This is a genomic window from Pseudomonas sp. IT-P253, from assembly GCF_949768125.1.
In the GTDB taxonomy this organism is placed as follows: Bacteria; Pseudomonadota; Gammaproteobacteria; order Pseudomonadales; family Pseudomonadaceae; genus Aquipseudomonas.
The window spans coordinates 260,614-287,570 of the sequence record NZ_CATKPT010000044.1 but is presented as its reverse complement, the minus strand read 5'-3'; the positions used below and the strand labels follow the sequence as shown (position 1 = coordinate 287,570).

21 protein-coding genes are annotated in these 26,957 nt (G+C 59.3%); 6 read left to right on the top strand and 15 right to left on the bottom strand.

Features of this window, described 5'->3' with window-relative positions; all coding sequences use genetic code 11:
- The first annotated feature begins 10 nt into the window (after positions 1-10).
- From nirB to cobA, 4 genes are read left to right on the top strand one after another with little or no spacing between them, the layout of a single operon-like run.
- The gene (nirB, locus tag ACM6IR_RS21770; RefSeq protein WP_414909594.1) at positions 11-2,464 is read left to right on the top strand and encodes a nitrite reductase large subunit NirB; all 2,454 of its coding nucleotides are present in this window, start codon (positions 11-13) and stop codon (positions 2,462-2,464) included.
- A complete protein-coding gene (gene nirD, locus ACM6IR_RS21765) occupies positions 2,461-2,778 on the top strand; it encodes a nitrite reductase small subunit NirD (protein ID WP_414909593.1) in 318 nt (105 codons plus the stop codon). Before nirB ends, nirD begins: the two co-directional genes overlap by 4 nt.
- Complete coding sequence (locus ACM6IR_RS21760; protein ID WP_414909592.1) at positions 2,778-5,495, top strand: molybdopterin-dependent oxidoreductase; 2,718 nt, start codon at positions 2,778-2,780, stop codon at positions 5,493-5,495. The genes nirD and ACM6IR_RS21760 overlap by 1 nt, the downstream gene beginning before the upstream one ends.
- A 10-nt stretch (positions 5,496-5,505) precedes the next feature.
- Complete coding sequence (gene cobA, locus ACM6IR_RS21755) at positions 5,506-6,279, top strand: uroporphyrinogen-III C-methyltransferase (RefSeq protein ID WP_414909591.1); 774 nt, start codon at positions 5,506-5,508, stop codon at positions 6,277-6,279.
- Positions 6,280-6,402: 123 nt separating this feature from the next.
- Here cobA and ACM6IR_RS21750 read toward each other — a convergent pair whose 3' ends face one another.
- The 8 genes from ACM6IR_RS21750 to ppsA all read right to left on the bottom strand — a co-directional run bounded on the left by ACM6IR_RS21750 (position 6,403) and on the right by ppsA (position 14,621).
- Positions 6,403-7,449, bottom strand: a complete 1,047-nt coding sequence (locus tag ACM6IR_RS21750; RefSeq protein ID WP_414909590.1) for an OmpA family protein — start codon at positions 7,447-7,449, stop codon at positions 6,403-6,405.
- Positions 7,450-7,556: 107 nt separating this feature from the next.
- Positions 7,557-8,147, bottom strand: a complete 591-nt coding sequence (gene sigX / locus ACM6IR_RS21745; RefSeq protein WP_026331741.1) for an RNA polymerase sigma factor SigX — start codon at positions 8,145-8,147, stop codon at positions 7,557-7,559.
- Between the two features lie 87 nt (positions 8,148-8,234).
- Positions 8,235-9,059 (bottom strand): mechanosensitive ion channel family protein, encoded by an 825-nt coding sequence (locus tag ACM6IR_RS21740; RefSeq protein ID WP_008027407.1) that lies wholly within the window; start codon positions 9,057-9,059, stop codon positions 8,235-8,237.
- Positions 9,060-9,061: 2 nt separating this feature from the next.
- On the bottom strand, positions 9,062-9,310 hold the full coding sequence (locus ACM6IR_RS21735) for a CrfX protein (RefSeq protein WP_414909589.1): 249 nt from the start codon (positions 9,308-9,310) through the stop codon (positions 9,062-9,064).
- Between the two features lie 63 nt (positions 9,311-9,373).
- The gene (locus ACM6IR_RS21730; RefSeq protein WP_414909588.1) at positions 9,374-10,369 is read right to left on the bottom strand and encodes a zinc transporter ZntB; all 996 of its coding nucleotides are present in this window, start codon (positions 10,367-10,369) and stop codon (positions 9,374-9,376) included.
- A gap of 39 nt (positions 10,370-10,408) precedes the next feature.
- Complete coding sequence (gene rraA / locus ACM6IR_RS21725; protein WP_414909587.1) at positions 10,409-10,900, bottom strand: ribonuclease E activity regulator RraA; 492 nt, start codon at positions 10,898-10,900, stop codon at positions 10,409-10,411.
- A 115-nt stretch (positions 10,901-11,015) separates the two neighbouring features.
- On the bottom strand, positions 11,016-12,011 hold the full coding sequence (locus tag ACM6IR_RS21720) for an alpha/beta fold hydrolase (RefSeq protein WP_414909586.1): 996 nt from the start codon (positions 12,009-12,011) through the stop codon (positions 11,016-11,018).
- 234 nt (positions 12,012-12,245) lie between these two features.
- Positions 12,246-14,621, bottom strand: a complete 2,376-nt coding sequence (gene ppsA, locus ACM6IR_RS21715) for a phosphoenolpyruvate synthase (protein WP_414909585.1) — start codon at positions 14,619-14,621, stop codon at positions 12,246-12,248.
- Between the two features lie 174 nt (positions 14,622-14,795).
- On the opposite strand from ppsA, the gene ACM6IR_RS21710 reads away from it, so the two are divergent.
- Complete coding sequence (locus ACM6IR_RS21710) at positions 14,796-15,614, top strand: pyruvate, water dikinase regulatory protein (protein ID WP_414909584.1); 819 nt, start codon at positions 14,796-14,798, stop codon at positions 15,612-15,614.
- A 123-nt stretch (positions 15,615-15,737) separates the two neighbouring features.
- Here the strand turns inward: ACM6IR_RS21710 and ACM6IR_RS21705 are convergent, their stop codons facing one another.
- Complete coding sequence (locus ACM6IR_RS21705) at positions 15,738-17,147, bottom strand: PLP-dependent aminotransferase family protein (protein WP_414909583.1); 1,410 nt, start codon at positions 17,145-17,147, stop codon at positions 15,738-15,740.
- Between the two features lie 92 nt (positions 17,148-17,239).
- Here ACM6IR_RS21705 and ACM6IR_RS21700 point away from each other — a divergent pair, with 92 nt between their 5' ends.
- Complete coding sequence (locus tag ACM6IR_RS21700) at positions 17,240-18,172, top strand: DMT family transporter (protein WP_414909582.1); 933 nt, start codon at positions 17,240-17,242, stop codon at positions 18,170-18,172.
- A gap of 96 nt (positions 18,173-18,268) precedes the next feature.
- Here the strand turns inward: ACM6IR_RS21700 and prpD are convergent, their stop codons facing one another.
- The 6 genes from prpD to ACM6IR_RS21670 form a co-directional block, all read right to left on the bottom strand.
- On the bottom strand, positions 18,269-19,753 hold the full coding sequence (gene prpD / locus ACM6IR_RS21695) for a 2-methylcitrate dehydratase (protein WP_414909581.1): 1,485 nt from the start codon (positions 19,751-19,753) through the stop codon (positions 18,269-18,271).
- A gap of 201 nt (positions 19,754-19,954) precedes the next feature.
- A complete protein-coding gene (gene prpF, locus ACM6IR_RS21690) occupies positions 19,955-21,145 on the bottom strand; it encodes a 2-methylaconitate cis-trans isomerase PrpF (RefSeq protein ID WP_414909580.1) in 1,191 nt (396 codons plus the stop codon).
- Positions 21,146-21,207: 62 nt separating this feature from the next.
- On the bottom strand, positions 21,208-23,802 hold the full coding sequence (gene acnD / locus ACM6IR_RS21685) for a Fe/S-dependent 2-methylisocitrate dehydratase AcnD (RefSeq protein WP_414909579.1): 2,595 nt from the start codon (positions 23,800-23,802) through the stop codon (positions 21,208-21,210).
- 203 nt (positions 23,803-24,005) lie between these two features.
- Positions 24,006-25,133: a 2-methylcitrate synthase gene (gene prpC, locus ACM6IR_RS21680; protein ID WP_414909578.1), complete on the bottom strand. Its 1,128-nt coding sequence runs from the start codon at positions 25,131-25,133 to the stop codon at positions 24,006-24,008.
- A gap of 199 nt (positions 25,134-25,332) precedes the next feature.
- Positions 25,333-26,223, bottom strand: a complete 891-nt coding sequence (prpB, locus tag ACM6IR_RS21675) for a methylisocitrate lyase (protein ID WP_162438309.1) — start codon at positions 26,221-26,223, stop codon at positions 25,333-25,335.
- Entirely contained in the window at positions 26,220-26,939 is a 720-nt protein-coding gene (locus ACM6IR_RS21670) for a GntR family transcriptional regulator (protein WP_414909645.1), read from the bottom strand. Before ACM6IR_RS21670 ends, prpB begins: the two co-directional genes overlap by 4 nt.
- Between the last annotated feature and the right edge of the window lie 18 nt (positions 26,940-26,957).

The window sequence follows — 26,957 nt, the reverse complement described above, 5'->3', positions numbered from 1 at the left end:
GGAGAATCTGATGAAAAAACTAAAACTGGTGATGATCGGCAACGGCATGGCCGGGGTTCGCACCCTGGAAGAACTGCTGAAACTGAGCAGCGAGCTGTACGACATCACGGTCTTCGGCGCCGAACCTCACACCAACTACAACCGCATCCTGCTGTCGCCGGTACTGGCCGGCGAACAGACCTTCGAAGAAATCGTGCTCAACGACCTGGACTGGTACCTGGAAAACAACATCAAGCTGCTGCTTAACCGCAAAGTGGTGGAGATCGACCGGGTCAAGCGCCGGGTCATCGCCGAAGACGGCACCGAGGCCGAGTACGATCGCCTATTGATCGCCACGGGCTCGACCCCGTTCATCCTGCCGATCCCCGGCAATACCTTGCAGGGCGTGATCGGCTACCGCGACATCGCCGACACCCAGGCGATGATCAACACCGCGAAAACCCACAAACACGCGGTGGTCATCGGTGGCGGTTTGCTCGGCCTGGAAGCGGCCAACGGCCTGATGCTGCGCGGCATGCATGTCACCGTGGTGCACCTCGGCGAATGGTTGCTGGAGCGACAACTGGACAAAACCAGTGGCCAGTTGCTGCAAACCGCCCTCGAAACCCGTGGCCTGCATTTTCGCCTGAGTGAACACACCCAGGCGCTGCACGATGCCGGCAATGGCCGGGTCGGCTCGGTGCAATTCAACAACGGCGACATCATCCCCGCCGACCTGGTGGTGATGGCCGCCGGTATTCGCCCGAACACCGAACTCGCGGAAAAATCCGGCATCCCGTGCAACCGCGGGATTCTGGTCAACGACACGATGCAAACCTACGACCCGCGCATCTATGCCATCGGCGAATGCGCCAGCCACCGCGGCATCGCTTACGGTCTGGTGGCGCCGCTGTTCGAACAGGCCAAGGTCTGCGCCAATCACCTCGCCCAGTTGGGGTTCGCCAGCTACAAAGGTTCGATTACGTCGACCAAATTGAAGGTGACCGGCATCGACCTGTTCTCCGCCGGCGACTTTATGGGCGGCGAAGGGACCGAGACCATCACCCTGTCCGACCCTATCGGTGGGGTCTACAAAAAACTGGTGATCAAGGATGACGTGCTGGTCGGGGCCTGTCTGTACGGCGATACGGCAGACGGTGGCTGGTATTTCCGGCAGATTCGTGAGAATCACGCCATCGGCGAGATCCGCGATCACCTGATGTTCGGCGAAAACGCCATAGGCGATGTCGGACACCAGGGCCAGGACAAAGCCATGAGCATGGCCGACACCGCCGAAGTCTGCGGCTGCAACGGCGTATGCAAAGGTACCATCGTCAAAGCCATTCAGGAGCATGGCCTGTTTAGCGTCGACGACGTCAAGAAACACACCAAGGCCGCCAGCTCCTGCGGCTCCTGCGCGGGATTGGTAGAACAGATCCTGATCAACACCGTGGGCGGTGCAGCGGACGTCAAACCGAAAAGCGAAAAAGCCATCTGCGGCTGTAGCGACCTCAACCACGGGCAAATCCGCCAGGCCATCCGCGATCAGCATTTGCTGACCATCGCCGATACCCAGAGCTACCTGAACTGGCGCACCCCGAATGGCTGCGCCACTTGCCGTCCAGCGCTCAACTACTACCTGATTTCGACCTGGCCGGGCGAGGCCAAAGACGATCCGCAATCACGCCTGATCAACGAACGCGCCCACGCCAACATCCAGAAAGACGGCACCTACTCTGTAGTCCCACGGATGTGGGGCGGTGTGACCAATCCTTCGGAACTGCGGCGCATTGCCGACGTGGCCGACAAGTACAACGTGCCGATGGTCAAGGTCACCGGCGGCCAGCGCATCGACTTGCTGGGGATCAAGAAGCAGGACTTGCCGGGGGTCTGGAAAGACCTGGACATGCCGTCCGGCCACGCCTACGGCAAATCCATCCGCACCGTGAAAACCTGCGTCGGCAGCGAGTTCTGTCGCTTCGGCACACAGAATTCCACGCAACTGGGCATCGAGCTGGAGCATGACCTGTTCAACATGTGGTCGCCGCACAAGGTGAAACTGGCGGTCTCCGGTTGCCCGCGTAATTGTTCGGAAGCGGGCATCAAAGACGTGGGAATTATCGGCGTCGACTCTGGCTGGGAGATGTACATCGGCGGCAATGGCGGAATCAAAACCGAAGTCGCCGAATTCTTCGTCAAGCTGAAAACCGCCGAAGAAGTGCGCGAATACAACGGCGCGTTCCTGCAGCTGTATCGCGAAGAAGCCTTTTACCTCGAGCGCACCGTGCACTACCTGCAACGGGTCGGCATGGAACACATCAAGAAAGCCGTGCTGGAAGACCCTGAACGACGCAAGGCGCTCAACGATCGCCTGCAATTCTCCCTGTCGTTCGAACAGGATCCGTGGAAAGAACGCCTGGAACAGCCGCTGCTCAAGAAAGAATTCGACGTCATTCCCGTGAAGAACCTGGAGGTGCTGGCATGAACTGGCTGGATATCTGCGCACTGGAAGAGATCAATGCCCTGGGCTCGCGGATCATTGCGGGCCCGAAAGGTGACATTGCGATTTTTCGTACAAGCAACGATGAGGTTTTCGCCCTCGACGACCGCTGCCCGCACAAAGGCGGCCCCTTGTCCCAAGGCCTGATCTACGGCAAACGCGTGGCCTGCCCGCTGCACAACTGGCAGATCGACCTGCAAACCGGCGAAGCCCAGGCCCCTGACATCGGCTGCGCCCATCACCATCCGGCGCGCGTCGAAAATGGTCGCGTCATGCTTGCCCTGCGGGACGCAGGCTGATGGACCGCCAGATCACTGCGTCCACCTGCTGTTATTGCGGGGTCGGCTGCGGCGTGCTGATCGAACATGACGGCGAGCGAATCCTCGGCGTCAGCGGCGATCCGGCCCACCCTGCCAACTTCGGCAAATTGTGCAGCAAGGGATCGACCTTGCACCTGACGGGTGACCTTGCCGCTCGAGCGCTGTACCCGGAACTGCGCCTCGGCAAAGGCCTGGCGCGCAGCCGCACGGATTGGGACACCGCACTTGATCACGCCGCCCATGTATTTGCGCAAACCATCGCCGAGCACGGTCCGGACAGCGTGGCGTTCTACATCTCCGGGCAGTTGCTGACCGAGGATTACTACGCCTTCAACAAACTGGCGCGAGCGCTGGTGGGCACCCACAACATCGACAGCAACTCACGGCTGTGCATGTCTTCAGCGGTCGTGGGCTACAAACGCAGTCTGGGGGCCGATGCACCGCCGTGCAGCTACGAAGACCTGGAATTGAGCGACTGCGTGATGATCGTCGGCAGCAACATGGCCTACGCCCACCCGGTGCTGTTTCGTCGCCTGGAAGAGGCCAAATCCCGCCGTCCGCACATGAAAGTGATCGTGATCGACCCACGTCGTACGGACACTTGCGATTTGGCTGACCTGCACCTGGCGATTTTGCCAGGCACCGACGTTGCCTTGTTCCATGGGATTTTGCACTTGCTGCTGTGGGAAGACTGGGTCGACCGTGATTTCATCAACGCCCACACTGAAGGTCTGGCCGAGCTGAAAAGCCTGGTGCGCGATTACACGCCGGCAATGGTTTCCCAGCTCTGCGGTATCGGTATTGAGCAACTGCAACTCTGTGCGCAATGGGTCGGCACATCACCGAGCTTCCTGTCGCTGTGGTGCATGGGGCTGAACCAATCCACCGCCGGCAGCGCGAAAAACAGTGCGTTGATCAACCTGCACCTCGCCACCGGGCAAATCGGCCGTCCGGGTGCGGGACCTTTCTCACTGACCGGTCAGCCGAATGCCATGGGCGGACGGGAAACCGGCAGTTTGTCGAACCTGTTGCCGGGTCATCGCGACGCCGCCAATGCCGAACATCGCGCCGAAGTGGCGTCTTACTGGGGCGTCGAGCAACTTCCCGAGACCGCAGGTCTCACCGCCATCGAACTGTTCGAGCAGGTGCGCAACGGCAAGATCAAGGCACTGTGGATTGCCTGCACCAACCCCGCGCAATCGCTGCCAGATCAGGGTGCTGTGCGCGCGGCACTGCTAGCCTGCCCGTTCGTGGTGCTACAGGAAGCCTTTCGGACCACCGAAACCGCAGCGTTCGCCGACCTGCTGCTGCCAGCCGCCAGTTGGGGAGAAAAGGAAGGCACGGTGACGAACTCCGAACGGCGTGTTTCCCATGTCCGGCCGGCGATCGTCGCACCCGGTGAAGCACGACCCGACTGGGCTATCACGGTGGATTTCGCACAGCGCCTGGAAAAACATCTACGCCCTGAGCACATCAGTCTGTTCGCCTTTGAAACGCCGGCGCAGGTGTTCGATGAGTACAAGTTACTGACCCGCGGGCGTGACCTGGACGTGTCCGGGCTCAGTCATGACCTGATTGACCGCCTCGGCCCCCAGCAATGGCCGTTCCCCGAGGGCGCCAGCGCAGGGACGGCGCGGCTGTACCTGGACGGGGTTTTCCCGACGGCCAGCGGTCGAGCGCAGTTCGTGGCCGACCCTTACCGCGCGGCCAAGGAACAACGTGATGCACGTTTTCCACTGACCCTGATCACTGGCCGCCTGCGTGATCAATGGCACGGCATGAGCCGCACCGGCACCGCCGCGCAACTTTTCGGCCACGTCAGTGAAGCCGTGTTGAGCCTGCACCCGGATGAAATGCGCCGTCACAGGTTGCAATCAGGCGACCTTGTCAGCCTGAAAAGTCGTCGCGGCGCCGTGATTGTCGCGGTGGGCAGCGACGATGGTGTGCGCCCGGGACAGGCATTTCTGCCCATGCATTGGGGTGACCGCTTCCTCAAGGGCGGCGTTAATGCGATCACCCAACCGGCGTTCGATCCCTTGTCGAAACAACCGGAACTCAAGCACAGCGGTGTGCGCCTGGAGCCCGTGCACCTCCCCTGGCATCTCTTCGCCCTGATCGAGGGCGATGTTCAACAACATTTTGAGACGCTACGACCGCTTTGTGAGGCGTTTTCCTACGTAAGCCTCAGCCTGACAGGTCGGGAACGCCCCGCGCTGCTCATACGCGCTGCCAGCGCCTCAGCGCCGCAGACGGAACTGTTGCGCGAGATCGATCATTGCCTGGGACTCAACGAAGGCCCGGTATTGGCCTACGACGACCCACGGCGCTCCATCGGCAAACGGGTACGCATCGAAAACGGCAGGATCACCGCGATTCGCCTGGCCGGCGAAACCCTCGCCCAACACTGGTTGCAGAACCTGTGGATGGAAGGTCGCGCCGACGAACAACTGCGGCGCTGGCTGCTCGCACCGCTGAGCGCGCCACCGGGCAACATCGATACGCCGGTCGCCGGCAACAAAACCTTGTGTAACTGCAAGAACGTCAGCCAAACCGCAGTGTGCGCCGGCATCAGCCGTGGCCTGGACTTGCAGGGTTTGCAACAAGAATTGGGTTGCGGCACGCAATGCGGCTCCTGCGTCCCGGAAATCAAACGTTTGCTGGCTGCCACCGCGCAGCCCGTCGCCGTCATCGCGTAAGGAAAAGACCATGAGCGCAAAAGTCTGGCTGGTAGGTGCAGGGCCTGGGGATCCGGAATTACTGACGCTCAAGGCGGTACGGGCGTTGAGGGAAGCGGATGTGGTGCTGATCGATGATCTGGTGAATGACGCGGTGCTGGAGCATTGCACTCAGGCGCGGATCATTCCCGTGGGCAAGCGCGGGGGCTGTCGCTCCACGCCTCAGGCATTCATTCATCGCCTGATGCTGCGTTATGCCCGTCACGGTAAATGCGTGGTGCGACTCAAGGGCGGCGACCCGTGCATTTTTGGTCGAGGCGGTGAAGAGGCACAGTGGTTGCGCGAGCGCGGGATCGATGTCGAACTGGTCAATGGCATCACCGCCGGACTGGCTGGCGCGACGCAATGTGGTATTCCGCTGACCTTGCGGGGGGTGGCGCGCGGCGTGACGCTGGTGACCGCCCACACTCAGGACGACAGCAGCCTGAACTGGCGAGCCCTGGCTCAAGGCGGTACGACGCTGGTGGTGTACATGGGAGTGGCCAGACTGAGCGAGATTCGCGAGCAACTGCTGGCGGGTGGAATGGCGGCAGATACGCCCGTGGCGATGATTGAAAACGCTTCACTGCCACATCAGCGCGAATGTCGGAGTGACCTGACAGCCATGGAAGAAGATGCCTGCGCCTTCGAACTCAAGAGCCCGGCCATTTTGGTCATCGGAGCTGTTGCGGCCGGTGATGCAATGAATTGCAGGAGCGAGCGAGCTCGCGATGAACCGGAGTACGCCACGGCGTGTCAGGCATAAAGCGATTTCGTTGACGACCTTCGTCGGAACGCCGCCCGGAGCTAGCTCGCTCCTGCAACAATCCAAATCGCAGACAAAGAAAAGCCCGGCCTAAGCTGGGCTTTTCTCAGAGCTGCGAGCTAATTACTTAGCTGGAGCTTCAACCTTCGCTTCTACGCGACGGTTAACAGCGCGACCAGCTTCAGTGCTGTTGTCAGCAACTGGGCGGGTTTTGCCGTAGCCAATAGACTGAACGCGGGAAGGCGAAACACCGTACTGGTTGGTCAGAACTTGCTTAACGGCGCTAGCGCGACGCTCGGACAGTTTCTGGTTGTAAGCGTCAGGACCGACGGAGTCAGTGTGACCTTCAACAGTGGTGGTGGTGGATGGGTACTGCTTCATGAAGTCAGCGAGGTTTTTGATGTCGCCGTAGCTGTTAGGCTTGACTACCGACTTGTTGAAGTCGAACTTCACGTCCAGCTCTACACGAACAACTTCAGCAACTGCCGGGCAGCCATCAGCGTCAACAGTTACGTTGGCTGGGGTGTTCGGGCACTTGTCAACGTTGTCGCACACGCCATCGTTGTCGCTGTCGGTGCAGACTTCAGCTGGTGCTGGAGCTGCAGCAACAGGCTTGTTGCCGCCACCGAAGTTAACACCCAGACCCACGGATGGGATGTAGTCCCACTTGCCGTTGTCCAGCTTGTAGTCAGCTTCTACGCCAGCACGGGCGAAGAAGTTTTCGAGGAAGTAGTACTTAACGCCAGCGCCAGCAGTCAGGAAAGTCGACTGATCACGACCAGTGTGGCCGTCAGCGGCTACGTTGGTCATGCTGCCGTGCTTAACGCCACCCTGAACGTAAGGACGCAGAGCGTCGCCAGCGTTGTTGAAGTGGTACTGAGCGTTCAGACCAAACTGGTCGCCACGGATTTTCTGATTACCAGTGTTGTTGTTCGAACGGGTGTAGTCATCAGCGTTGTAGGTAGCGTTCAACGATACGTCGTCGGTCAAGAAGTAACCGATGGAGGCGCCAGGAGTGTAGCCGTCTTCAACGTTCTTAACGCTGTCGTTGTACTTTTTCCCGTAGTTGAGCTCGCCTTCAACTGCGCCTTGGCCTTGTGCCAGTGCGCCGAAAGAAGTAGCGGCAATAAGAGTACCAATGGCCAAGCCCAAGGTGTTTTTCAGTTTCATCCGTTAAATCCCCATCTGGTGATTGTAAAGCAGTCCCTCAAACCGGGGGACAACTCGGCGGCAAGTCTATCAGAACTTGCCTACACGTAAGAGATATTTGCGCCGAACTAAGTTTCGGCAATGCCTGCAAATTTCTCACGTAATTTGTCTAGAGCGCGTTTGTACCGCATTTTTGTTGCACTCAAGCCCATGTGCATGATGTCTGCGATCTCCTGAAACTCCAGCTCTGCGACAAATCGTAGCACCAGAATTTCACGGTCAATCGGGTTCACATACACCAGCCAGCGATCAAGTCCACCCTTCTCCTCGGGTTTCGGCGCCTTTTCTTCGGACGCTTCCTCAAGGGGGTCAAGACTCAAAGCGTCCATCAAGCGACGCTTTCGCCGTTCCTTCCGATACTGTGTGATGCATTCGTTGTAGGTGATGCTGTACAACCACGTTTTGAACTTCGATTTGCCCTCGAAATTCTTCAGGCCATACAACACCTTCAACATCACTTCCTGACAGACATCGTCTGCGTCGCGATCGTTCCCAAGATATCGTGCACAGACGTTAAATAATGTTCGCTGGTAACGCCGCATCAGTTCTTCATAGGCGCGTGTCACGTGAAACAGCTCGGAATGCGAGCGCGCGACCAACTCCTCATCAGAGAGCTCGCGGGGGTCGTAGCGCGTAGAGAGCGATTGAGCTTTATTCAAAACAAGTCGGGCCGACAGTCAGGTCAATGTCCGCCGCAGCCCATTCAGGGCATTTTGCGGCGGCATACATTAGCAGGGTTTGCCGGGTTAGCGGCTACTCACATGCTGCTCCAGGAGGATCCGATTGGAGAGAGAGACTAGCTCACCCTCGTCGGTCAGCAATGTGGTTTTAACCGTGCCGATCTCTTCGATCTGACCTTCGACCTCGCCAACACGTACTTGTTGCCCAACCTGGTACAACTCACGCACGTAAATTCCCGCAAGAATCTGGCCGGCAATTTCCCGGCTTCCCAATCCCATGGCCAATGCTACAGCCAGGCCAACAGTAATCAAAACGATCACAATCACATGGTTAAGCAGGTCAGTCTTGACCTCCAACTGGCTGATCGCAACCGAAATACTGATGATGATGACCAGGCCCTGAGCAATTCGCCCCAGGCCAGCAGCATAATCCAGCCCTACTCCCTCGGCTGCACCGCGAACCAGTCCATTGGCAAGTTGTGCGAGCAATACCCCTACCAACAGCACCAGCGCGGCACCGAATACCTTCGGCAAATACAACGCCAGCATGTCAAGCGTAGCTGAGACTCGCTCAAGTCCAAGAGATTCTGCAGCAGAAACCAAAAATATTAGCAGAACGAACCAATAGACGATCTTGCCGATCAGTGTCGAGATCGGCACTTGAAGGCCGGCGCGGGACAGCAATTTGGTCAGACCGGTGCCGCCCATCAGGCGATCAAGGCCCAGTTTGGCGAGTAACTTGGAAAGCAATGTGTCCAGCAACTTGGCTACGACGAACCCCAGCAGCAGCACGACCAGCGCACCAAACAGGTTCGGAATGAAGTTCGCAACCTTGGTCCATAACGCAGTCATTGCAGTGACGAGGCTCTGTGTCCAGAGATCAAGTTCCATATTCAATCAGCCTTATCAGCAGTGCGAACAGTAGGTTTACGGTGACGGGAAACCGGCAAGACATGGGCCGATCCGTTATTCAGGGCGATCATCAACGCGGGCAACCAGCGGCCCAGCAGGCTGAACAAATCACCGGCGCCGACCTGGCGGTTGGCGGTTTTCAGTACACGCCCCAGGCATGCATCGTCGTCCCGGGTGGACGGTGATGCCTTGAGCATGTCACGCAAAGACTGTTCAAACGGATCGTGCATACGCACCTCTCGTGATGTCTGTGAAAGACGCGGCCAAATTTGCCCAGGTCACATGGCTCACCCTCAGACCCAGCGCAAACGTCGGAATAACCACCACTGCGCCAGTGCCACCGAGACCATCATCAGGCAAGCAATCAAGAAGCCATAAGGGTTCCCGGAGAACGGAATACCGCCGACGTTAATACCCAGCAAACCGGTCAGGAAACTCATCGGCAAAAAGATTCCGGTGATGATCCCGAAGCGATACATCGTGCGGTTCATCCGCACGCTCAATCGCCGGTCTTCGGTCTCAAGGACCAACCCCACCCGCTCCCGGGTCAATTCCAGCTCTTCAAGATACCGAGTCAGGCTGTTGTTCAATTCGTTCCAGTAATCGCCGTCGTCCTCAACGAACCACGGCAGCTTTGTCCGCGTCAGCTGACCGAAAATATCTCGTTGCGGCGCGAGAAACCGCTTCAATCCAGCAGCCCTGCGACGGATCTGCAAAACAGCCCCATGCTCGGGTGTATACCGTTCGTCGGCATCCAGCTTTTCTTCTTCCTCATCGACCACTTCCGAGAGGCAGCTGATCAGATCCTGCACCTTATTGGTGAGGTTCTGCGCCATATAAAGAATGAGCTCGGAAGCGGTTTTCGGCCCTTTGCCTTCGCCGAGCTGCACCAGCAACTCATCGGTGGCGCGCAATGGACGCAGACGCAGGGAAATAACCCGCTGTGCCGAGGCGAAGATCCGCACCGATACCATGTCTTCCGGTTCTGCACCCGGGTTCAGGTTAATCCCGCGCAAAAATAGCAGCAGTTCGCTGTCCGAAAGCTGTAGAAGACGCGGCCGGGTGTTCTCTTCGAGCAGCAGGTCACAACTGAATTCACTCAGACCGCTGGATTTTCGCAGCCAGGTCTGTGTTTGCGGGTGACTGCGATCCCAGTGCAGCCACAGGCTTTCATGCGCCTGCAGCTGCAAATCATCGAGTTCAGTCCGGGCTATCGAACGCGCGCCGCCTTTACCGTCCAGCACCAGGGCATGTACCAGCCCCCACTGCGCGTTTTCTTCCTCGAACATCCTCACCCCGTTTTTGCCACGAAAATTCGCATCGACGCTTTATTCAGGCATCTTCAGCGGGCTTGGCGAGATGATCACGCCGTTGTTGTCCGCGTAAATGTAATGGCCCGGATGGAAGGTCACGCCCGCAAATGTCACCGCAACGTTCAGATCGCCGATACCGCGCTTGTCGGTTTTCATCGGATGACTGGCCAAGGCCTGTACACCGAGATCGGTTTGCGCAATGACGTCGACGTCGCGGATGCAACCGTAGATCACCAGCCCTTCCCAGCCATTTTTTGCGGCTTTCTCGGCCAGCATGTCGCCGAGCAGCGCCCGACGCAGGGACCCGCCACCGTCGACGACCAACACTTTGCCATTACCCTTGAGCTCGACCTGCTCCTTGACCAGCGAGTTGTCTTCGAAACACTTGATGGTCACGATTTCGCCGCCGAAGGAATCACGACCGCCAAAATTGTTGAACATCGGTTCCAGCACCTGCACCAGTTCCGGATAGGCATCGCACAGGTCAGGCGTGAGGTAATGGTTCATCGAGAAACTCCTGTAAAGAGGAAGACAATCGAGGATGTCGCAAAGTGACCGAAAAAGCTCAACGCGTCATATCTTATCCGCAAGCCGATCAGAGCGAAATGCCCTTGATAGAGCGTCAGGCTCGGATTGTTGTGGCCAAATCCGGTTTATCACCGAGCAATGGTGTCTGCTGATCCGTCAGCCAGCGGGCCACCAGTGGCCAGACTTCAGCCTGCGCAGCTTTGCTGACAAGCATTTCCACATGACCAAAATTGTCGCCAAAGCCCTGCTCGCGGCCCAGGTTGATGAATTGCTTGTGCTCGGAACCGATCTGATCGAACAGTTTGCGACAGGCCCAGGTCGGGTCCTGATGATCGCCCGCTGCGCTGACAGCCAGTATCGGCAACTTGACCTCGGCCAGCCCGGCCCACCAATCCTTGTCGGCATCGCCAAAGCGTCCGAACAAGCCATACCAGCGCATGCTTTCCAGGGCCAGGCCAATTGGCTCGTCCTCCGGACCGCGCTTGAGCCGTGAACCGGACAGCTGGGCAAAACGTTTGAGAATGAAGCGCCCGCTCCACTCCACCGGCGGAATTTTCAACGGCCAGTAGGTGCGGCTGACTTGCGTACCGAAGAACGCCGCGGACGCCACGACCGGCTCGCCGATGTACTCACCACCCAACGCCGCCGCCAGGGTAATACCGCCCAGCGAGTGACCGATCCAGTGCGGGACCTGGCCACTTTGCTCACGCACGAATGCACCAATGGCCGGCAGATCATAACGAGCGTAGTCGGCGACGCGGTTCTTGCGGTAAGCCTGGTTGCGCTGGGACAGGCCATGACCGCGCATTTCCGGGATCCACACATCGAATCCCAAGCGAGTCAGATAAGCCCCCAGGCCCAGGCCTTTGGGCGAAAACCAGAACCGGCGATTGGAAAAGCTGCCGTGCAACAGGATCACCGGCACGCCACGCACGGCAGGCTCGTCAGCCATGCCCAGGCGGGTCACGGCCAGCTCCACCGTGCCGTCAGGGCTGTTACCGGGTTTCAAACGATAAACGTCTTCGCTCAGATCGCCGCGCCGTTCAGCGCTGATCAGGGCGACAGGAAATAGGTTGCTGCTGCTTTGCATAATGCTCTTGCACAAAAAAGGGCGGCTTCCGGAGGAGCCCGCCCTACTTGAATCTTAAAAGAACCGGTCATCGACCGCGCCGCCAATCATTGTAGGAGCGAGCTTGCTCGCGATGGACTTCAGAACACCACGTTTTTCCAACAAGCACGCGTCATCGTTAACGACCATCGCGAGCAAGCTCGCTCCTACAGTGACCGGCATTGCAGTCAATAGCCGGTCCGTTCACTCACATCATCAAGCCGGGGCTTGACCTTCAGCCAGGAAGAACCAGGTTTCCAGTACGGAATCAGGGTTCAGTGAAACACTTTCAATGCCCTGCTCCATCAGCCATTTGGCCAGGTCCGGGTGGTCCGAAGGACCCTGACCGCAAATGCCGATGTACTTGCCAGCCTTGTTGCATGCGGCAATGGCGTTCGCCAGCAGCTTCTTGACCGCCGGATTACGCTCGTCGAACAAGTGAGCGATGATCCCGGAGTCACGGTCCAGACCCAGCGTCAGCTGAGTCAGGTCGTTGGAGCCGATGGAGAAACCGTCGAAGAACTCGAGGAATTCTTCCGCCAGAATCGCGTTGGACGGCAATTCGCACATCATGATCACGCGCAGACCATTGTCACCACGGGCCAGACCGTTTTCGGCCAGCAGGTCGACGACCTGGCTCGCTTCGCCCAGCGTACGGACGAACGGCACCATGATTTCAACGTTGGTCAGGCCCATCTCGTTGCGCACGCGTTTGAGGGCGCGGCACTCGAGTTCGAAGCAGTCACGGAACGTTTCGCTGATGTAACGCGAGGCGCCGCGGAAGCCCAGCATCGGGTTTTCTTCTTCTGGCTCATACAGTTTGCCGCCGATCAGGTTCGCGTATTCATTGGACTTGAAGTCCGACAGACGCACGATGACCTTTTTCGGCCAGAACGCTGCAGCGAGGGTGCTGATGCCTTCGACCAGTTTCTCTACGTAGAAGCCGACCGGATCGTTGTAACCGGCGATGCGCTTGTCGACGCTTTCCTTGATGTCCTGCGGCAGACCGTCGTAGTTCAACAGCGCTTTGGGGTGCACACCGATCATACGGTTGATGATGAACTCCAGACGGGCCAGGCCCACACCGGCGTTCGGCAGTTGTGCAAAGTCGAAGGCACGGTCCGGGTTGCCGACGTTCATCATGATCTTGAACGGCAGATCCGGCATGGCATCGACAGAGTTTTTCTTGATATCGAAGCCCAGTTCGCCTTCGAAGATGTAACCGGTGTCGCCTTCAGCGCAGGAAACAGTCACGCCCTGGCCATCTTTCAACAATTGGGTGGCGTTGCCGCAACCGACCACGGCCGGAATGCCCAGCTCGCGAGCGATGATCGCTGCGTGGCAGGTACGACCGCCCCGGTTGGTGACGATGGCGCTGGCGCGCTTCATCACCGGCTCCCAGTCCGGGTCGGTCATGTCGGACACCAGAACGTCGCCTGGCTGGACTTTGTCCATCTCGGACACGTCCTTGATGATCCGCACTTTGCCGGCGCCGATGCGCTGGCCGATGGCGCGACCTTCTACCAGCACGGTGCCGGTTTCTTTCAACAGGTAACGTTCCATCACGTTGGCCTGAGTGCGGCTCTTCACGGTTTCAGGACGCGCCTGAACGATGTAGAGTTTGCCGTCGTCGCCGTCTTTGGCCCATTCGATGTCCATCGGGCACTTGTAGTGCTGTTCGATGATCATTGCTTGCTTGGCCAGTTCGCTGACTTCGGCGTCGCTCAGGCAGAAGCGTGCGCGATCAGCCTTGTCGACATCAATGGTCTTGACCGACTTGCCGGCCGTGGCGACTTCGCCGTAGATCATCTTGATGGCTTTGCTGCCCAGGTTGCGGCGCAAGATGGCCGGACGGCCAGCGGCCAGCGTGCCTTTGTGAACGTAGAACTCATCCGGGTTCACCGCGCCTTGTACGACGGTTTCACCCAGGCCGTAGGCGCCGGTGATGAACACCACGTCACGGAAGCCCGATTCGGTATCGAGGGTGAACATCACACCGGCGGTGCCGGTTTCGGAGCGGACCATGCGCTGCACGCCGGCCGACAGGGCAACCAGCTTGTGGTCGAAGCCCTGGTGCACGCGGTAGGAAATTGCACGGTCGTTGAATAGCGAAGCGAACACCTCTTTGGCGGCGCGAATGACGTTTTCGACACCACGGATGTTCAGGAAGGTTTCCTGCTGACCGGCGAAGGACGCGTCCGGCAAGTCTTCGGCTGTCGCAGAAGAGCGCACGGCGACAGCCATGTCAGGGTTGCCGGCCGACAGCGTGGCGAACGCGGTGCGGATTTCGGCGTTGAGCTTCTCGGGGAACTCGGCTTCCATGATCCATTGACGGATCTGGGCACCGGTCTTGGCAAGGGCGTTGACGTCGTCGACGTCCAGGGCATCCAGGGCGGCGTGGATCTGATCGTTAAGGCCGCTCAGTTCCAGAAAATCACGATAAGCCTGAGCTGTCGTGGCAAAGCCACCGGGCACCGATACACCGGCACCTGCAAGGTTACTGATCATCTCGCCCAGGGATGCGTTCTTGCCCCCCACATGCTCTACATCATGGACGCCGAGCTTATCGAGGGAAACTACGTACTCTACCAAGGTGATCTCTCCACTAACTGTGTTGGAAAAGCTCAGAAGCCGGCTGCTCAAGAGAGCGTTTGCCAGCTGTATGGCCTGGACCTGGAAAATAAGTGAGAATGCCGGCCATTGGCGGCCAGCAAATCGCGCCTATCATATCCAAGATTCGTCACTAGCTTAAGGCCCAAGGTGCAAATGAAACGATCTGCTTTCTTTATCTCCGATGGTACGGGCATTACAGCCGAAACCCTGGGTCAAAGCCTCCTGGCGCAGTTCGAAAACATTACCTTCAGCAAATTCACGCGGCCGTACATCGACAACGCGGATAAAGCGCGGGCCATGGTACAACAAATCAACAAAGCCGCCGAAATCGACGGCTTTCGGCCAATCATCTTCGACACCATTGTCAACCAGGATATTCGTGAGATCCTCGCGACCTCCAATGGTTTCATGATCGACATTTTTTCGACCTTCCTGGCCCCTCTGGAACAGGAACTGACCGAGCATTCTTCCTACACCGTCGGCAAGTCCCACTCCATTGGCAGCAGCTCCAATTACATGGAGCGGATCGAGGCGGTGAACTTCGCCCTCGACAACGACGATGGCGCGCGCACGCACTATTACGACAAGGCCGACCTGATCCTGGTGGGCGTGTCCCGTTGTGGCAAAACCCCGACCTGCCTGTACATGGCCATGCAATTCGGTATCCGCGCGGCCAACTACCCGCTGACCGAAGACGACATGGAGCGCCTGCAACTGCCCGCCACCCTGCGCGCCCATCAGCATAAGCTGTTCGGCCTGACCATCGACCCGGATCGCCTCACCGCGATCCGCAACGAGCGCAAGCCCAACAGCCGCTATTCGAGCTACGCCCAGTGCGAGTTTGAAGTGCGCGAGGTGGAGAACCTGTTCCGCCGCGAGAACATCCCGCACATCAACTCCACCCATTTTTCGGTGGAAGAGATTTCGGCGAAGATTCTGGTGGAGAAAGGGGTGGAGCGGCGGTTCAAGTAGTTAATTGGCGATAGTTACACCGCTTTCGCGAGCAGGCTCGCTCCCACAGTTGATCTTCAGTGGACACAGCATTTGTGTACGACTGAGATCCAATGTGGGAGCGAGCCTGCTCGCGAAGAACGATTACACGGTTTCAGTCAGTACCCCCACCAGCGCTTCAAACCCCTGCAGCAATAACCGATCATCCCCCGCCGTATTACACACACTTGCCCTGATGAACTGCGGCACCGCCCCCTGCCCGACCGCAAACATCTCGGCAGTCGCCACCAGAAAATTATTCTCCTTAAGCTCCGCCGCGATCTGCGACGCCCGCCACGGGTCGGGCACTTCGATCCAGAAGTGCGGACTGTGAGGGTGAGTGTTGTACGCCACCCCCTCCAACCGCCCGGCGACCAAGGCCTTGCGCCGACCGATCTCGATAGTCTGCCAGCGCAACAACTGCTCCGCCGTGCCATTTTCTATCCACAGACTCGCCACCTCCAGCATCAGTGGACTAGCCATCCAGCACGTCCCGCGCACCGCCGCGCTCAAGCGTCCGATCAACGGTTGCGGCGCATGCAGGTAGCCCACCCGCAACCCCGCCGAGACCGCTTTGCTCAGGCTACCGATCAACACCGAGCGCTCCGGGGCGAAATGGCTCAAGGGTAACGGTCGTTGTTGAGCCAATACCGCGTGGGCTTCGTCTTCGAAGATCAGCAGATTGTGCTGACGACAGACTTCAACGATCGCCTCGCGCCGTGGGACAGACATCACTGCCGCCGTAGGATTCTGGATTGTTGGCGTGCAATACAGCGCTGACACGCGGTGGTTGCGACATGCCTCATCCAGGGCGTCAGGCATCAGCCCTTGCGCATCCATTACGACGCCGATGAGCTTGATCCCGAGCAGGCGTGCGACGCTGATCAATCCCGGATAAGTCAGGTGCTCCGTGACTAACGTGTCACCCGCCTTCAACAGCCCCGTCAAGGCACACAACAGGCCATGCTGGCCGCCGTTCACGCAGACAATCTGCTCAGGATTCGCAACAAACTCATTGTGTCGCAGCCAGTTCGCGCCCGCCGCACGATAGTGTGGTAATCCAGCTTCAGCGGTGTAACCGCCGATGCGCTGCAACGCCGCGGGATCAAGGGCCAGTGCTTGCAAGCTCTGACTCAAAAATAACCCTTCCTCCCCGGGAATCGGTTGATTGCGGCTCATGTCAAAAAACGGCTGCGGCTCATCACTCACATTGCGAAAGCCACTGTCACGCGGCCGCTCCATCCCGCGCTGACGGACATAGGTGCCGTCTCCTACACGAGCAACGACCAATCCCACACGCTCCAGCTCGCCATACGCGCGACTGATGGTGCCGATGGTCACGCCGAGGCTGTCGGCCAACAGTCGATGGGGCGGTAATTTACCGCCCGGCTCGATCAACCCTTCAGTGATGCCTTTCTCAACGGCGTCGGCCAGGCGTTTGTATTTCACGCCCAGGCCATTGGCGAGGCCATCACGCAGGATTGACACCATGGCAATACTTACTTTGACAGTCATTCAAGCCCCGAATAGCGTGCTTAAAACAGGTTCAATCAGGGATAGACCTTTTGCAGATGAAGGTCAATTGCGACGATAAAAGGAGCTCGATCATGTTAATTGCCCTCAGTACACCTTCACGACCTGCAAGACCCTGGCTAGCCGCCGCGCTGACCAGCGTGCTGTTCTTGATCGTTTGTCTCAGCTGGGGCACGACATGGCTGGGCATCAAGATCGCGGTAGAAACGGTGCCGCCGCTCACCGCTGCCGGCCTGAGGTTCCTGATCGCTTTCCCACTCTTCCTGAGCTTTGCGCTTTTACGTCGTGAACCGTTGTTGTTCCCGAGGCAAAGCCGCTGGTTTTTCGTCTTCGTGACGCTGTCCTATTTCAGCCTGCCGTACTACTTGCTCAACTACGGGGAAATGCACGTTTCATCAGGGCTCACCGCACTGCTGTTCAGCTGCATGCCGGTGTTCATCCTGCTGTTCTGCGCACTGTTTCTGCGGGAGAAAATCTACCCTTCCCAAGTGCTCGGCATCGTCATCGGCTTCGCCAGTCTGTTCATGATTATTCGCAGCCAAGGGTTGCACCTGGACGATGCACAATGGTTTGGGGTGCTGGCGATTCTCTGCGCGGCGATGATGCATGCGCTGTGCTACGTGGTGACCAAAAAACACGGCAGTGCGATCAGTGTGATCACCTACAACACCCTGCCGATCGGCATCGCCGGTTTGATGCTGTTTGTCGCGGGCCTGAATGCCGAAGCGCCGGTGTTTGCTGCAATCAGCCTGCGCTCGTGGAGCGCCCTGCTTTATCTGGGGCTGGTGGCATCGGTGGGTGGGTTTATTGTCTATTTCCTGCTGCTCAAAAGGCTGAGCCCGATCATCCTGTCATTTGTTTTCATCATTTTCCCGGTGTTCGCCGTCGTCATCGGCGCCTGGTACGAGGGGCAACCCCTTTCCCGGGAACTGATGATGTATTCGGCGATTTTGCTGACGGGGTTTGCGATCACCAAGCTACCGGTCGAAAAATGGTTGAAAGGCTAAAACGCCCCCTTGTAGGAGCCAGGCTTGCCGGCGAAGGCGCCCTTGAGAGCGTCTTCGCCGGCAAGCCTGGCTCCTACAGGAATCATGTATATCCGGTTAGATGATGAACAGGTCCATGAAGCGGTTGACCGGGGTGGCTTCAAGCGTCGCCTGATCCTTGCACAACGCAAAAATCTCGGCGCTACGCTGGGCCGGGAAGCGAGTCGCCAGGTTGATCTTGAATTTTTCTTCCAGCAACGGGATGCCATCGGTACGGCGACGGCGATGACCGATCGGGTACTCAACCACCACGTTTTCGGTGCTGGAGCCGTCCTTGAAGAACACTTGCACGGCATTGGCGATGGAGCGCTTGTCCGCTTCCAGGTATTCGCGGGTATAACGCGCCTCTTCGACGATGACCATTTTGTCGCGCAGCACGTCGATGATCGGATGTGCCGCGTGGAAATCATCTTCGTATTGCTCCGCCACCAAATTGCCGAAGGCCAGTGGCACGGCGGTCATGTACTGAATGCAGTGATCGCGGTCGGCGGCATTGGCCAACGGGCCGACCTTGGAAATGATGCGAATCGCCGACTCGTGTGTGGTGATGACGATTTTGTCGATCTCGTGCAAACGATTTCTGACTTGCGGGTGCAGGGTTACCGCCGCTTCGCAAGCGGTTTGGGCGTGGAATTCGGCCGGAAAACTGATCTTGAACAGCACGTTTTCCATCACGTAGCTGCCGTACTTGCGGGAGAAACTGAACGTGCGCTTGCCTTCAGGCTTGAGCGCCAGGTCGTTGTTGGTGTGGCTGAACAGCACATCGTAGAAGCCCCACTGCCTGGCGGACAGCACGCCGGGAATGCCCATCTCGCCACGCATGGCGATGTCCGCCAGCCGTACGCCGCGACTGGACGCATCGCCGGCCGCCCAGGATTTGCGCGACCCGGCATTCGGCGCATGCCGGTAAGTGCGCAGCGCCTGGCCGTCGGCGAACGCATGGGACAACGCGGACAGCAACTGCTCGCGATTGGCCCCCATAAGCTTGGCGGTCACGGCGGTCGAGGCGACTTTCACCAGGATCACGTGATCGAGGCCGACACGGTTGAAGGAGTTTTCCAGTGCGATAACGCCTTGAATCTCGTGGGCCATGATCATGGCTTCGAGCACGGCGCGAACGGTCAACGGCGTGTCGCCATTGGCCAGGCGTTTTTGCGACAGGTGATCGGCCACTGCGAGAATGCCGCCGAGGTTATCGGACGGATGGCCCCACTCAGCAGCGAGCCAGGTGTCGTTGTAGTCGAGCCAGCGGACGATGCAACCGATGTCCCAGGCGGCTTTGACCGGGTCGAGGCGAAAGCTGGTGCCCGGCACGCGGGCACCGAACGGGACGACGGTGCCTTCAACGAGGGGGCCCAGGTGCTTGGTGCATTCGGGGAAGCGCAGGGCCAGAAGGCCGCAGCCGAGGGTGTCGATCAGGCAGTTGCGGGCGGTATCCAACGCGTCTTTGGATTCGATATTGAAAGTCAGGACGTAATCGGCAATGTCCTGCAGGACCGTGTCGTAGTCGGGACGGTTGTTCAGGTCGACGTTGGCGCTCATGTTCGATCACTCTTGAAGTGGTTCGTTGATGGGACCTCGGTTCAGGGACAATCTCAGCTAGTTACTGCGTTCTTATTTTGAAAATGCAATCACCTGTGGGAGCGAGCCTGCTCGCGAAAGCGGTGGGTCATTCGACATCAATGCTGGATGTCCGACCGTCTTCGCGAGCAGGCTCGCTCCCACATGGATTTGGTGTCGGGATTAGAACGAATCGCCCGGCACACGGACGTAGCCTTCCATCAGCACCCGCGCACTGCGGCTCATGATGGCTTTGTTCACGGTCCATTCACCGTTCACCTGGCTGGCTTCTGCCCCTACACGCAACGTGCCCGACGGATGGCCGAAGCGCACGGCATTGCGTTCGATACCGCCTGCCGCGAGGTTGACCAAGGTACCGGAAATGGCGGCGGCGGTACCGATAGCGACGGCTGCCGTGCCCATCATCGCGTGGTGCAACTTGCCCATGGACAGCGCGCGAACCAACAGGTCGACATCACCCGCCGCAATCGCCTTGCCACTGGACGCCACGTAGTCGGCTGGCTTGGCAACGAACGCCACTTTCGGCGTGTGCTGACGCTTGGCCGCTTCGTCCAGGTTCGAAATCAGCCCCATGCGCAGCGCGCCGTAGGCACGGATGGTCTCGAACATCGCCAGGGCTTTCGGATCACCGTTGATCGCGCCTTGCAACTCGGTACCTGTGTAGCCGATGTCTTCAGCGTTAACGAAAATCGTCGGGATGCCGGCATTGATCATGGTCGCCTTGAAGGTCCCGACGCCGGGCACTTCGAGGTCATCGACCAAATTGCCGGTAGGGAACATCGAACCGCCGCCGCCCTCTTCCTCCGCCGCCGGGTCCATGAATTCGACCTGCACTTCAGCCGCCGGAAAGGTCACGCCGTCGAGTTCGAAATCGCCGGTTTCCTGCACTTCACCGTTGGTGATCGGCACGTGGGCGATGATGGTCTTGCCGATGTTGGCTTGCCACACGCGCACCACGGCAATGCCGTTCTGCGGAATGCGGCTGGCATCCACCAGACCGTTGCTGATGGCGAATGAACCGACTGCCGCCGACAGGTTGCCGCAGTTGCCGCTCCAGTCGACGAAAGGCTTGTCGATCGAGACCTGACCGAACAGGTAATCGACGTCGTGATCAGCCTTGATGCTTTTCGACAGGATCACGGTTTTGCTGGTGCTGGAGGTCGCGCCGCCCATGCCGTCGATTTGCTTGTCGTACGGATCGGGGCTGCCGATGACACGCAGCAACAAGGCATCGCGGGCAGGGCCCGGAATCTGTGCCGCTTCGGGTAAATCTTTCAGGCTGAAGAACACGCCTTTGCTGGTGCCGCCACGCATGTAAGTGGCGGGAATCTTGATCTGAGGTGCGTGAGCCATGGTGCTCCTTACTCCTTGAAAACAGACACGGGACTTGAAGTCCCGTGTCCGCACAGCCTGTGTTAGACGGCGACCGCCGATTCTTCGAGGAAGTCCTGGGCGAAACGTTGCAGTACGCCGCCGGCCTCGTAGATCGACACTTCTTCGGCGGTGTCGAGACGGCAGGTCACCGGCACATCGACGCGCTCACCGTTCTTGCGATGGATGACCAGCGTCAGATCGGCGCGCGGCGTACGCTCACCGATCACGTCGTAGGTTTCGCTGCCGTCGATGGCCAGGGTGTGGCGGTCGGTGCCCGGTTTGAATTCCAGCGGCAACACGCCCATGCCCACCAGGTTGGTGCGGTGAATGCGCTCGAAGCCCTCGGCCGCAATCGCTTCCACACCCGCCAGACGCACGCCTTTGGCCGCCCAGTCGCGGGACGAACCCTGACCGTAATCGGCACCGGCGATGATGATCAGCGGCTGCTTGCGATCCATGTAGGTTTCGATCGCTTCCCACATGCGCATCACTTTGCCTTCCGGCTCGACGCGAGCCAGCGAACCCTGCTTGACCTTGCCGTTTTCCTGAACCATTTCGTTGAACAGTTTAGGGTTGGCGAAGGTTGCGCGCTGAGCGGTCAAGTGATCACCGCGGTGAGTGGCGTAAGAGTTGAAATCCTCTTCCGGCAAGCCCATTTTCGCCAGGTATTCGCCGGCGGCGCTGTCGAGCATGATCGCGTTGGACGGCGACAGGTGATCGGTGGTGATGTTGTCCGGCAGCACCGCCAGCGGGCGCATGCCCTTGAGCGGACGCGCGCCGGCCAGTGCGCCTTCCCAGTACGGCGGACGACGGATGTAGGTGCTCTTTTCGCGCCAGTCGTACAGCGGCGTCACTTTCGGGCCGGTGTCTTCGTGGATGGCGAACATCGGAATGTAGACCTGACGGAACTGCTCCGGTTTGACCGAAGCCTTGACCACCGCGTCGATCTCTTCGTCGCTCGGCCAGATGTCTTTCAGGCGAATTTCCTTGCCGTCGACCACACCCAGCACATCTTTTTCGATGTCGAAACGGATGGTGCCGGCGATGGCATAAGCCACGACCAAAGGCGGCGATGCAAGGAAGGCGTTCTTGGCGTACGGGTGAATCCGGCCATCGAAGTTGCGGTTACCGGACAGTACGGCAGTGGCGTACAGATCACGGTCGATGATCTCTTGCTGAATCACCGGATCCAGCGCGCCGGACATGCCGTTGCACGTGGTGCATGCGAACGCCACGACGCCGAAGCCCAGTTGCTCCAGTTCAGTGGTCAGGCCCGCTTCATCGAGGTACAGCGCCACGGTTTTGGAACCCGGTGCCAGGGACGATTTGACCCACGGCTTGCGGGTCAACCCGAGCTTGTTGGCATTGCGCGCCAGCAGGCCGGCCGCGATGACGTTGCGCGGGTTGCTGGTGTTGGTGCAGCTGGTGATGGCGGCGATGATCACCGCGCCGTCCGGCATCTGGCCTGGTACATCGTCCCACTGACCGGAGATGCCTTGGGCAGCGAGATCGGACGTCGCGACGCGGGCGTGCGGGTTGCTCGGGCCGGCCATGTTGCGCACCACCGAGGACAGGTTGAAGGTCAACCCGCGCTCGTATTGCGCGCCTTTCAGGCTGTCGGCCCACAGGCCTGTGGTCTTGGCGTAATTTTCGACCAACTGCACTTGCTCGTCTTCACGGCCGGTGAGTTTGAGGTAGTCGATGGTCTGCTGGTCGATGTAGAACATCGCAGCCGTGGCTCCGTACTCCGGGGCCATGTTGGAAATGGTGGCACGGTCGCCCAGGGTCAGGGCCGAGGCGCCTTCACCGAAGAATTCCAGCCATGCGCCAACGACTTTCTGCTTGCGCAGGAACTCGGTCAGCGCCAGCACCATGTCAGTGGCGGTGATGCCGGGTTGCAGCTTGCCCGTCAGCTCGACGCCGACGCTTTCTGGCAGACGCATCCACGACGCGCGACCGAGCATCACGCTTTCTGCTTCCAGACCACCGACACCGATGGCAATCACGCCCAGGGCATCGACGTGCGGGGTGTGGCTGTCGGTGCCGACGCAGGTGTCGGGGAACGCCACGCCGTCGCGCACCTGGATCACCGGAGACATTTTCTCCAGGTTGATCTGGTGCATGATGCCGTTGCCTGGCGGGATAACGTCGACGTTCTTGAACGCCTTCTTGGTCCAGTTGATGAAGTGGAAACGGTCTTCGTTGCGACGGTCTTCGATGGCGCGGTTCTTCTCGAACGCCTCCGGATCGAAACCACCGCGCTCGACGGCCAGGGAGTGGTCGACGATCAATTGCGTCGGCACCACCGGGTTCACTTGTGCCGGATCGCCGCCTTGCAGGGCGATGGCATCACGCAGGCCGGCGAGGTCGACCAGCGCGGTCTGGCCAAGAATGTCGTGGCACACCACGCGGGCCGGGAACCACGGGAAGTCGAGGTCGCGCTTGCGCTCGATGAATTGCTTCAGGGATTCGGTGAGCGTGGCCGGGTCACAGCGACGCACCAGGTTTTCCGCCAGCACGCGGGAGGTGTATGGCAGGGTGTCATAGGCCCCAGGCTGGATGGCTTCGACAGCCGCACGGACGTCGAAGTAATCCAGATGGCTGCCGGGCAGCGATTTGCGGAATTGAGTGTTCATCGTCAGGACTCGGTCACGGTAATTTCAAAAGGGGGGCCTGGCACCGCTGCTGAACTGCCCCCGATCCCCTGTAGGAGCGAAGCTTGCTCGCGAAAGCGATCTGACTGTCGACATCAATGTTGAATGCCGGTCCGTCTTCGCGAGCAAGCTTCGCTCCTACAGGGGTCTCGGTCGGTCCAGTAACCAGTTCAAGCCTCCCCCGGTCAGCGTTGTTCGATTGGCACGAACTTGCGCTGTTCAACGCCGGTGTATTCGGCGCTTGGGCGGATGATGCGGTTGTTGGCACGCTGTTCGAACACATGCGCCGCCCAGCCGGTCAGGCGCGAGCAGACGAAAATCGGTGTGAACAGCTTGGTCGGGATGCCCATGAAGTGGTATGTCGACGCATGGTAGAAGTCGGCGTTCGGGAACAGTTTCTTCTGCTCCCACATGGTCTTGTCGATGGCTTCGGAAACCGGGAACAGCACCTTGTCGCCCACTTCGTCCGAGAGTTTTTTCGACCAGCCCTTGATCACCTCGTTGCGCGGATCATTGTCCTTATAGATCGCGTGGCCGAAGCCCATGATCTTGTCTTTGCGCTCGAGCATGCCGAGGGTGCCTTTGATCGCCTCTTCAGGCGAGCTGAAGCGCTCGATCATTTCCATCGCCGCTTCGTTGGCGCCGCCGTGCAGCGGACCGCGCAGGGAGCCGATGGCCGCTGTGATGCAGGAGAACATGTCCGACAGCGTCGAAGCGCAAACCCGCGCGGTGAACGTCGAAGCGTTGAACTCGTGTTCCGCGTAGAGGATCAGCGAAACGTTCATCACTTTGACGTGCAGTTCACTTGGCTTCTTGTCGTGCAGCAGGTGCAGGAAGTGACCGCCGATGGACTGTTCGTCGCTCACGCAGCTGATGCGCTTGCCGTCGTGGCTGAAGCGATACCAGTAGCACATGATCGCCGGGAACGCGGCCAGCAGGCGGTCGGTCACGTCGTGCTGCTCGGAGAAGTCTTTCTCCGGTTCGATGTTGCCCAGGAACGAGCAACCGGTGCGCATCACGTCCATCGGGTGGGCGTCGGCGGGGATGCGTTCCAATACTTCTTTGAGGGCTTGCGGCAGGTCACGCAGCTTGCTCAGCTTGCTGACGTAAGCGGCGAGTTGTGCTTGGGTCGGCAGTTCGCCGTAAAGCAGCAAGTAGGCCACTTCTTCGAACTGTGCGTCAGCCGCCAGCTCGCGAACGTCGTAGCCGCGATAGGTCAGACCGGCGCCCGACTGGCCCACGGTGGACAATGCGGTTTGTCCGGCAACCTGGCCACGGAGCCCGGCGCCACTGAGTACTTTTGCTTCGGCCATTGCTGTCTCCAATCTTGAATTTGTTAGGGAATCTGCAATTTTTTCAGATTTACATCGCACATCTGTAGCCGCTGGCGAAGCCTGCGTCCGGCTGCGAAGCAGTCGTAAAACCTGCCTGCGCGGTGCCCGGTTTGGCGAGTCCTTCGGCCTCGAACGCAGCCTCGCAGGCTCGGCAGCTGCTACAGGAATTCGTCCGTCTTTACTTCTTCGCCGCGAACAACGCATCGAGCTTCTGCTCGAAGGTGTGGTAGTCGATGCGATCGTAAAGCTCCATGCGGGTCTGCATGGTGTCGATGACGTTCTGTTGCGTGCCGTCGCGACGGATCGCGGTGTAGACGTTTTCCGCCGCCTTGTTCATCGCGCGAAAAGCCGACAGCGGGTACAGCACCAGCGATACATCGGCACCGGCCAGTTGCTCGGTGGTGTACAGCGGCGTCGCGCCGAACTCGGTGATGTTGGCCAGGATCGGCGCTTTCACGCGGTTGGCGAACAGCTTGTACATGTCCAGCTCGGTGATGGCTTCCGGGAAGATCATGTCGGCACCGGCCTCGATGCACGCCGCGGCGCGATCCAGGGCAGATTCCAGGCCTTCGACTGCCAGGGCGTCGGTACGGGCCATGATCACGAAGCTGTCATCGGTGCGCGCATCGACGGCGGCCTTGATACGGTCGACCATTTCCTGCAGCGACACGATCTCTTTATTAGGGCGGTGACCGCAGCGCTTGGCGCCGACCTGGTCTTCGATGTGAATCGCCGCCGCGCCGAACTTGATCATCGACTTTACGGTACGCGCCACGTTGAACGCCGAGGAACCGAAACCGGTGTCCACGTCCACCAACAGCGGCAGGTCGCAGACGTCGGTGATCCGGCGCACGTCGGTCAGCACGTCATCCAGGCCGGTGATGCCCAGGTCTGGCACTCCGAGGGAGCCGGCAGCCACCCCGCCACCCGACAGGTAAATCGCCTTGAAACCGGCGCGCTTGGCCAGCAGTGCGTGGTTGGCGTTGATCGCGCCGACGACTTGCAGCGGATGTTCGCTGGCGACCGCATCGCGGAAACGCTGGCCTGGAGTGCTCTTGTTGGAACTCATGACTCACCTCGTTCAGTGGCTGTCGGGTTAGCGCCGTCCTGGTAGTGACGGGCGATATTGCGTTTGGAGGCGCCGATGTGGCGGCGCATCAACAACTCGGCCAGTTCACCGTCACGGTCGGCGATGGCATCGAGAATTCGGTGGTGCTCGGCAAAGGCCTGGTGCGGGCGATTGGGCGTGGTGGAAAACTGGATGCGGTACATGCGCACCAGTTGATAGAGCTCGCCGCAAAGCATCTGAGTCAGGGTACGGTTGCCGCTGCCCTGGATGATTCGGTAATGGAAGTCGAAATCGCCTTCCTGCTGGTAATAGCCTCTGCCGGCCTGAAACGCCTCATCGCGCTCGTGGGTTTCGAGGACGCGGCGCAGTTCGTCGATTTCTTCGACCGTCATGCGTTCGGCGGCCAGGCGGCAGGCCATGCCTTCAAGGGATTCACGGATTTCGTAGAGTTCCAGCAGCTCGGCATGGCTCAGCGAAACGACCCTCGCCCCGACGTGCGGCACGCGAACCAGCAGGCGCTGGCCTTCCAGGCGGTGGATCGCCTCGCGCAACGGCCCGCGGCTGATGCCATAGGTGCGCGCTAGCTCCGGCTCGGAAATCTTGCTGCCCGGTGCAATTTCACCCTTGACGATGGCGGCCTGAATGCGCCGGAAGACATTCTCGGAAAGCGTTTCCGAATCGTCTTGCGTAATGACCGGGGGATCGAGTTGATCCAGCATATTGTCGACACCTTG

Excerpts from the sequence above, each read along its gene's own strand:
- ACM6IR_RS21720 (WP_414909586.1), bottom strand. The coding sequence starts at position 12,011 with ATGCAAAGCAGCAGCAACCTATTTCCTGTCGCCCTGATCAGCGCTGAA.
- ACM6IR_RS21740 (WP_008027407.1), bottom strand. The coding sequence starts at position 9,059 with ATGGAACTTGATCTCTGGACACAGAGCCTCGTCACTGCAATGACTGCG.
- ACM6IR_RS21750 (WP_414909590.1), bottom strand. The coding sequence starts at position 7,449 with ATGAAACTGAAAAACACCTTGGGCTTGGCCATTGGTACTCTTATTGCC.
- acnD (WP_414909579.1), bottom strand. The coding sequence starts at position 23,802 with ATGAACACTCAATTCCGCAAATCGCTGCCCGGCAGCCATCTGGATTAC.
- prpC (WP_414909578.1), bottom strand. The coding sequence starts at position 25,133 with ATGGCCGAAGCAAAAGTACTCAGTGGCGCCGGGCTCCGTGGCCAGGTT.
- cobA (WP_414909591.1), top strand. The coding sequence starts at position 5,506 with ATGAGCGCAAAAGTCTGGCTGGTAGGTGCAGGGCCTGGGGATCCGGAA.
- prpF (WP_414909580.1), bottom strand. The coding sequence starts at position 21,145 with ATGGCTCACGCACCTCAGATCAAGATTCCCGCCACTTACATGCGTGGC.
- ACM6IR_RS21700 (WP_414909582.1), top strand. The coding sequence starts at position 17,240 with ATGTTAATTGCCCTCAGTACACCTTCACGACCTGCAAGACCCTGGCTA.
- prpB (WP_162438309.1), bottom strand. The coding sequence starts at position 26,223 with ATGAGTTCCAACAAGAGCACTCCAGGCCAGCGTTTCCGCGATGCGGTC.
- rraA (WP_414909587.1), bottom strand. The coding sequence starts at position 10,900 with ATGAACCATTACCTCACGCCTGACCTGTGCGATGCCTATCCGGAACTG.
- ACM6IR_RS21760 (WP_414909592.1), top strand. The coding sequence starts at position 2,778 with ATGGACCGCCAGATCACTGCGTCCACCTGCTGTTATTGCGGGGTCGGC.
- prpD (WP_414909581.1), bottom strand. The coding sequence starts at position 19,753 with ATGAGCGCCAACGTCGACCTGAACAACCGTCCCGACTACGACACGGTC.
- nirB (WP_414909594.1), top strand. The coding sequence starts at position 11 with ATGAAAAAACTAAAACTGGTGATGATCGGCAACGGCATGGCCGGGGTT.
- ACM6IR_RS21730 (WP_414909588.1), bottom strand. The coding sequence starts at position 10,369 with ATGTTCGAGGAAGAAAACGCGCAGTGGGGGCTGGTACATGCCCTGGTG.
- ACM6IR_RS21735 (WP_414909589.1), bottom strand. The coding sequence starts at position 9,310 with ATGCACGATCCGTTTGAACAGTCTTTGCGTGACATGCTCAAGGCATCA.
- ACM6IR_RS21705 (WP_414909583.1), bottom strand. The coding sequence starts at position 17,147 with ATGACTGTCAAAGTAAGTATTGCCATGGTGTCAATCCTGCGTGATGGC.
- ACM6IR_RS21710 (WP_414909584.1), top strand. The coding sequence starts at position 14,796 with ATGAAACGATCTGCTTTCTTTATCTCCGATGGTACGGGCATTACAGCC.
- nirD (WP_414909593.1), top strand. The coding sequence starts at position 2,461 with ATGAACTGGCTGGATATCTGCGCACTGGAAGAGATCAATGCCCTGGGC.